Origin of the sequence: Streptomyces sp. NPDC008317 (assembly GCF_042955955.1) — a bacterium.
In the GTDB taxonomy this organism is placed as follows: domain Bacteria; phylum Actinomycetota; class Actinomycetes; order Streptomycetales; family Streptomycetaceae; genus Actinacidiphila.
Genome location: NZ_JBIBFQ010000003.1, coordinates 157,610 through 164,427, shown reverse-complemented (window position 1 = coordinate 164,427; position 6,818 = coordinate 157,610). Strand labels below are relative to the sequence as shown.

The following is a 6,818-nucleotide window of genomic DNA, read 5'->3' as shown; positions in this document are numbered from 1 at the left end:
CTCTTGGCGGGGGGCCGGGGGGGGGTTTGGCCCGGGTGGTCGCGCCGCCGCGCCCCCCCCGGGGGGGGGGGGCCCCCGGGGGGGGGGCCCCCCACCGCTCAGTCGTATTGCGACAACGTTCTCCGATGACGGGTACACCGGATATTCCGGGACAGGATGACAATGCTGGGGCGCCGCCCGCATCACCAGCGGTTCCACCTCCAGCGGGCAGCGCTCCAGTGCCCGCGACCGGGCCGGGGCGACCCCGGCACTGGCATTCAGGGGCAGTGGCATTCAGCGGCATTGACATCATTTGACATTCAGCGTGCAGGAACGCGGCGCTCATTCCGCGCCGCGCACGGCGTTGTCCGCGCGCGGTATCGGGTGTTCGGCATGTCCCGTCCGCGCTCACCGCGGACGGGGCCGGACGAGCTGACCTCTCAGGCGAAGGTGTCGCAGGCCGAGACGGCTCCGGAGGTGTAGCCCTTGGTGAACCACTGCTGGCGCTGCGCCGACGAGCCGTGGGTCCAAGTGTCCGGCGTGACCTTGCCCTGGTACTTCTGCTGGATACGGTCGTCGCCGACAGCGGCCGCCGCGTCCAGGCCCACAGTGATGTCGGACCGCGTCAGGTCGGTGATCAGCGGCTTTCCGCTCGCCGGGTCCGGGGTGGTCGTGGCGTGGTGGGCCCACACTCCGGCGTAGCAGTCGGCTTGGAGTTCGAGTTTCACCGAGCCGCTGTTCTCGCCCTGGCCGCTGCCGCGCGAGATGGTGCCGCTGAGGTCCTGAATGTGGTGTCCGTATTCGTGCGCGATGACGTATGCCTCGGCGAACGGGCCTCCCTTGGCACCGAACTTGCCTGTGAGCTCGTCGAAGAACCCGAGGTCGAGGTAGACCTTGTCGTCGGCGGAGCAGTAGAAGGGGCCGACCTCCGACGTCGCCTCCCCGCAACCGGTGTTGACCCTGTCGGTGAACAGCAGGGTCGGCGCCTGGGTGTAGGACTTTCCTGCGGCTGTCTCCGTCTGCTTCCAGAATGCCTGGACGCTGTCGACCACGGCCACGATCCGGCAGTCGTCCTTCTTGTTGGCGTCCGCCCCGGTCCGGCAGTTCGCCGCGAGATCGCCGGGCGCGACGCCCTGGGAGCCGCCGGATCGCGCGGCGCTGTCAGAGGTGCCGCCCGAGCTGAGCAGACCGGGGTCCACCCCGAACACCACAGAGGCGATCACGACCAGCAGCCCTACCACCCCACCGCCCACGGTCTTTCCGCCACCGGGAATCCCGCCCCGTGTGCCGCCTCGGTTGTCCTGCACCTCGGAGGTGTCCAGGGCGGCATCGTCGTCGAACTGCATCAGCTGACTCTCCCTCACAACACGCCGGTACGCCGTGTCTCACCGGGGGCGTCTACCCAGCCGAACAGACCTCATCTGGTTGTGCCCGGACCGTGTTCCGAGGGGTCGCCGTCCGCCGGAAGCCCTCCCGGCGGACAGCCACCTGGATCACCGACCCGGGAGAGTCGACCGTGCGGGGGGACGCCGCGGGTCAGTCGGCGGGGCGGGTGTCCCATGCGGCTCTCATATCGGAACGGTCGGGCGGGTACCGGCCCGTGATCGAGGCGCCGACGTACGGGACGACCCGTTACCGCGAGGCGTCCGTCGCCGACGGCCGTGCCCCCCCGCATGGCTCGGCCCGCCCGCACATGGTGTGCGGGCGGGCCGGGGCCGCCCAGTGCCGCTCAGCCTCCGGACTCAGCGCGGCGACAGGCGGTAGAGCGCCGCCGCGCCCGCTTTGAGGTGGACCTTCAGCGTGCCGTGCTGGGCCGCTCCGCGGTAGCGGCCGGTGGCCGGCTCGAAGGTCGCCACGCTTCCGACGTGCGCCTGGTTGACGCCGAGCCGCACCGAGGCGGGGGCGTCGGGGTTGCGGTTGGCCACGAGCAGGTAGCGGGTGCCGTCGTCCTGCGTGTTCCTGAAGAGACCGATGACGGCGGCGTCCCCGGTGGCCGAGGTCAGGTGGTCGCCCGGGGTGAAGGCCACCGCGCTCGGCGGCAGCGGGTCGTCGTTGGCGTGTTGGACCGACTCCGAGCGGAGCGGCTTGAGTTGGCGGCCGACCGGCTGGAGCCAGGTGCGGTTCAGCCTGCGGGCCGCGCCGTACAGCGGGGTCTGCTTGCCGTCGGCGGTGATCAGCGCCTTGGTGAAACCCTCGCCACGGGCGGGGTCCGGCGTCCAGTAGGTGAAGTACTGGATGCCCTTGCAGCCGTACGCCAGGCTGATGTTGGTCTGCCAGGCCAACTGCGAGGCGGTGGGCACCCGGTGGTTGTTGTAGCCGACCGACTGGATGAACGTCCACGCCGGCAGACCGGACTTCAGCGACGCCTCGCGGTAGATCGCCCAGTTGTCGAAGTAGTTGAGGTCTATGCCGTCGGTGAGGATCGGGTACCGGTCGAACGAGATCAGCGGCGGCTTGACGGTGTCGATGTACGCCTGCACGAAGGCCGCGTAGTCCGGGCCGTTACCCGGCACGAGGTTGGAGTACGGCAGCAGCCCCGGTGCGACGTCACGCACGATGCCGGTGAGCGCCCCGACCGTGGGGAATCTGGACTGGGCCGGTTCGTCGAAGACGTTGAACCCGGCGAGCGAGGGGTGGTTCGCGTAACTGGCCAGTGCCGCACGCACCCATGACGTCGCGTCAGCGGTGGTGAGCGAGGACGGCACGCTCCGGTCATCGGTGACCGACAGATACTGCGCGATCGCCTGGATCCGGGGGTCGCCCGAGATCAGCACTTTCAGGCCCACCTGGTCGGCCATCTGCAAGGCGTAGCCGCCGCTTTGCGGATCGAATTGGTAGTTGCCGGTGATCAGGAAGGTGAACCCGGCGTCCTTGATCTCCTGGTAGCGGTCGAGCGTGGTCTCGTACGGGTGCGGCGGCCAGAACAGCCCGATCGGGAAGTCCGGCCCTCCGGTGAGCGGAAGGTCCACGCTCGCGGCGGAAGAGTCCGCCGCGCCGGCGGCGTGCGTGCCGTCTCCGGCCCCCACCGAACTCAGCGCCCCGGCGGTCGGGTCGCCGGGCCCCGGCGCGGCCGCCGCCCGGTTGGCGGCCAGTCCGCCCGCGGCGAGTACACCGGCGCCCAGGCCCGCGGCCTGTAGCAGCGTCCGGCGGTGCATCGGCTGTGAAGCGCTGGAGAGGGAGGAGTTCTGTTCTGGCATGGCCTACTCCGATCGTTGGAACGCGGGAGCGGGGAGGGGGCTGAAGGTCCCATCGGTGCACCGGCGACCGTGGCGGACGCACACATGCTGGCAGACGATGGTGGTTCAATCAACCACGATGCGCAGAAATGATGAATGAATCATGCAGGACGCGGCGTGCACCGCCGCGCCCGCGCCCCGGTATCGGCAGACGGACTCGGCGCACTGAACTCGGCGCACTGAAACTCGGGCGCACTGAACTCAGGGCGCTGAAACTCAGCGCCCGCGGCGCCCCTTCACCATGTGGTCGCCCGGGATGTGCCCGGTGAGCGCCATGGACGCGCTGGCCCGGCCGTACGACAGCTGCGCCACGCGCACGTACAAGCAGTCGATCAGCACCAGCACCGAGTGCCGGGCTCCGATGCTGCCGGCGCGGAAGGAGGTCTCGGCGGTTGCGGAGATCAGCCGGACCTCAGCGGCCCGCGCCAGCGGTGACCTGTGGTCGGCGGTGATCGCCACTGTGGTGGCGCCCCGTGCGCGGGCGAGTTCGAACGGCTCGATCGTCTCCCGGGTCGATCCGGAGTGAGAGATGCCGATGGCGACATCGGCCGGGGTGAGCAGGGCCGCCGACGTCGTGGCGGCGTGCACCTCGTTCCACCCGCGCACCGCGCATCCGATCCCGAAGAGCCGCAGCTCGGTCTCCACCGCCACCGCGCCGCTGCCGCCGACGCCGTACACGTCGATCCGCCGCGCTCGGGCGACCGCCTGGGCCGCGCGCTCAAGCGACGCCAGGTCGATGGTGTCCAACGTCCGCTGCACCGCGCCGAGATCTGCCTGGCCGACGACGGTGACCACCCGCCGCAAGTCGTCGTCGGGGGAGATGTCCGGCCCGATCTCCGAGGTGCCCCAGGCGGGCTCGTCGCCGCGCGCGCTCTCACGGACCAGTTCGATCAGCAGATGCTGGTACGACTCCAGGCCCACCGCACGGCAGAACCGCGTCACCGTAGGCTGGGACGTGCCGGTGCGCCGCCCCAGCTCGGCGGCCGAGCAGCCGATCACGGAGTTGGGGTCGGCGAGCACCAGCTCGGCCACTTTCCGCAGTGAGCCCGTCAGGTGCGGCAGCTCGGCTCGGATCAGCGCTGTGACATCAATACGCGCTCCCGCGTGGCCGTAGCCCTTGGCCTCCATACGGGTCCCCGATCGCTCACACCTGCCGGCCGTCCGAAAGGCCATGATGCCATGCGATTATGTCATTCATCGTGTATCGACCATGCAGACTGACAGATTCAGCCTGCTCGCTCCGGTACGCCGCGGACCTCCTCCGGCAGGCCCCTGCGCGGCGGCCTCGACGGGGTGTCCCTCCTGGAGGTCTCCCGCTGGTCGGGGCGCTCTACAATTCAGATAACCGCGGACATCTATGGTCACCTGACCCCGGGCTCGGACGACAAGCTGAAGCGTGTGATGGACGAGGTACTGACCAGTGCCACCGTGCTGGTTCCGTGCTGACTTCGGCTCGCCTGCAAGGCAAAGCCGCAGGTGGGAGCAACAGCGTGAAATTCCTCAACGATATTCGGCCGCCGTACGACCTGACGTACGACGACGTCTTCATGGTGCCGAGCCGCAGCGCGGTCGGTTCCCGCCAGGGTGTGGACCTCAGGTCCCCTGACGGGACGGGCACCACCATCCCCCTGGTCGTGGCCAATATGACGGCCATCGCGGGCCGCCGGATGGCCGAGACCGTGGCCAGGCGCGGCGGCCTCGTCGTCATCCCGCAGGACATCCCCCACGACGTGGTCGCCGATGTCGTGGCCTACGTCAAGCAGCGCCATCTGGTGCTGGACACCCCGATCACGCTCGCCCCCTCCCAGACCGTCGCCGACGCGCTGTCCCTGCTGCCCAAGCGGGCGCACGGCGCGGGCGTGGTGGTCGAGGACGGGCGGCCGGTCGGCGTCGTCACCGAGTCCGACCTCAGCGGCGTGGACCGCTTCACGCAGCTCTCCGAGGTCATGTCCAGGGACCTGCTGCTGCTCGACGCGGACATCGACCCGCGCGAGGCGTTCAACCGGCTGGAGGACGCGCACCGCAAGCTGGCGCCCGCCGTGGACGCCCAGGGCCTGCTCGTCGGCATCCTGACCCGCAAGGCCGCGCTGCGCGCCACGCTGTACGAGCCCGCCGTCGACGCGAACGGGCGGCTGCGGATCGCCGCGGCCGTGGGCATCAACGGCGACGTGGCGGGCAAGGCCAAGCAGCTCCTGGACGCCGGGGTGGACACCCTGGTCGTCGACACCGCGCACGGCCACCAGGAGTCGATGCTCGCGGCGGTACGCGCCGTGCGCGCGCTCGACCCGCGGGTGCCGATCGTGGCGGGCAACATCGTGGCCGCCGAGGGCGTCCGCGACCTGATCGAGGCGGGCGCCGACATCATCAAGGTCGGCGTCGGACCCGGCGCCATGTGCACCACCCGCATGATGACCGGCGTCGGCCGCCCGCAGTTCTCCGCCGTCATGGAGTGCGCCGCGGAGGCGCGCAAGCACGGCAAGCACGTCTGGGCCGACGGCGGCGTCCGGCACCCGCGCGATGTCGCCATGGCGCTGGCGGCGGGCGCGTCCAACGTGATGATCGGCTCCTGGTTCGCCGGTACGTACGAGTCGCCGGGCGACCTCCAGCAGGCCGCCGACGGGCGGCTGTACAAGGAGTCCTTCGGCATGGCCTCGGCGCGCGCGGTCCGCAACCGTACGAGCGAGGAGTCGGCGTACGACCGGGCGCGCAAGGCGCTGTTCGAGGAGGGCATCTCCACCTCGCGGATGTTCCTCGACCCGGCCCGGCCGGGCGTCGAGGACCTGATCGACTCGGTCATCGCCGGGGTGCGCAGCTCCTGCACGTACGCCGGGGCCGCCTCGCTCGACGAGTTCGCGGAGAAGGCGATCGTCGGCATCCAGAGCGCGGCGGGCTACGCGGAGGGCAAGCCGCTGCACGCGAGCTGGAACTGACGCGGGGTCGGGCGCCGGTGCCTTCGCAGGTGCCCGTGCCCGCGCCGGTACCGGTGCCCTCGCCGGTGCCCGTCCCGGTGTCGCCAGGGGGCCTTGGTCCCGAGTCGTCGGAGATGTCTCTATCCTGCGAGCTGTGAAGCCGCTCAACGATCTCGACGAACGCATCGTGCACGCCCTGGCCGAGGACGCCCGGCGGTCCTACGCGGACATCGGCGCCCAAGTGGGCCTGTCCGCGCCCGCCGTCAAACGCCGCGTGGACCGGCTGCTGGCGGCGGGCGCGATCACCGGTTTCACCGTACGGGTCGACCCCGCCGCGCTCGGCTGGCAGACCGAGGCGCTGGTGGAGCTGTACTGCCGCCACAACACCTCGCCGGGCGACATCAGGCGCGGCCTGGCCCGCTACCCGGAAGTCGCGTCCGCCTCCACTGTCACCGGCGAGGCGGACGCCGTGGTCCAGGTCTTCGCCTCCGACGTACGGCACTTCGAGCAGGTGCTGGAGAAGATCGCGGGGGAGCCGTTCGTGACCCGCACCAAATCCGTGCTGATCCTCTCCCCGCTGCTGCGCCGCTACGGCGCAGGCGCCCCGGAGTGAGAGCGCGGAGTGCGCCTGCCGAGGCATAAGTTGGGTAATGTCGCAAATCATGCGAATTGTGGCTGAAGTCACCCGATCGGG

5 protein-coding genes are annotated in these 6,818 nt (G+C 70.5%); 2 read left to right on the top strand and 3 right to left on the bottom strand.

The window, feature by feature from the left end:
- Positions 1 to 419: 419 nt before the first annotated feature.
- From ACFY9V_RS10615 to ACFY9V_RS10605, 3 genes are all read right to left on the bottom strand, one after another.
- Positions 420 to 1,325 carry a neutral zinc metallopeptidase gene (locus tag ACFY9V_RS10615; RefSeq protein WP_391160763.1) on the bottom strand — a complete coding sequence of 302 codons (906 nt, stop codon included), beginning with the start codon at positions 1,323 to 1,325 and terminating at the stop codon, positions 420 to 422.
- 396 nt (positions 1,326 to 1,721) lie between these two features.
- Positions 1,722 to 3,176 (bottom strand): hypothetical protein, encoded by a 1,455-nt coding sequence (locus ACFY9V_RS10610; RefSeq protein WP_391160761.1) that lies wholly within the window; start codon positions 3,174 to 3,176, stop codon positions 1,722 to 1,724.
- Between the two features lie 255 nt (positions 3,177 to 3,431).
- Positions 3,432 to 4,343, bottom strand: coding sequence for a MurR/RpiR family transcriptional regulator (locus tag ACFY9V_RS10605; protein ID WP_355347049.1), 912 nt, complete (start codon positions 4,341 to 4,343; stop codon positions 3,432 to 3,434).
- A 362-nt stretch (positions 4,344 to 4,705) separates the two neighbouring features.
- Here ACFY9V_RS10605 and ACFY9V_RS10600 point away from each other — a divergent pair, with 362 nt between their 5' ends.
- Complete coding sequence (locus ACFY9V_RS10600; RefSeq protein ID WP_355347052.1) at positions 4,706 to 6,145, top strand: GuaB1 family IMP dehydrogenase-related protein; 1,440 nt, start codon at positions 4,706 to 4,708, stop codon at positions 6,143 to 6,145.
- 133 nt (positions 6,146 to 6,278) lie between these two features.
- Positions 6,279 to 6,737, top strand: coding sequence for an AsnC family transcriptional regulator (locus ACFY9V_RS10595; protein WP_391160759.1), 459 nt, complete (start codon positions 6,279 to 6,281; stop codon positions 6,735 to 6,737).
- Positions 6,738 to 6,818: the final 81 nt, after the last annotated feature.

Coding starts and splice junctions, on each gene's coding strand:
- ACFY9V_RS10615 (WP_391160763.1), bottom strand. CDS start 1,325: ATGCAGTTCGACGACGATGCCGCCCTGGACACCTCCGAGGTGCAGGAC.
- ACFY9V_RS10610 (WP_391160761.1), bottom strand. CDS start 3,176: ATGCCAGAACAGAACTCCTCCCTCTCCAGCGCTTCACAGCCGATGCAC.
- ACFY9V_RS10605 (WP_355347049.1), bottom strand. CDS start 4,343: ATGGAGGCCAAGGGCTACGGCCACGCGGGAGCGCGTATTGATGTCACA.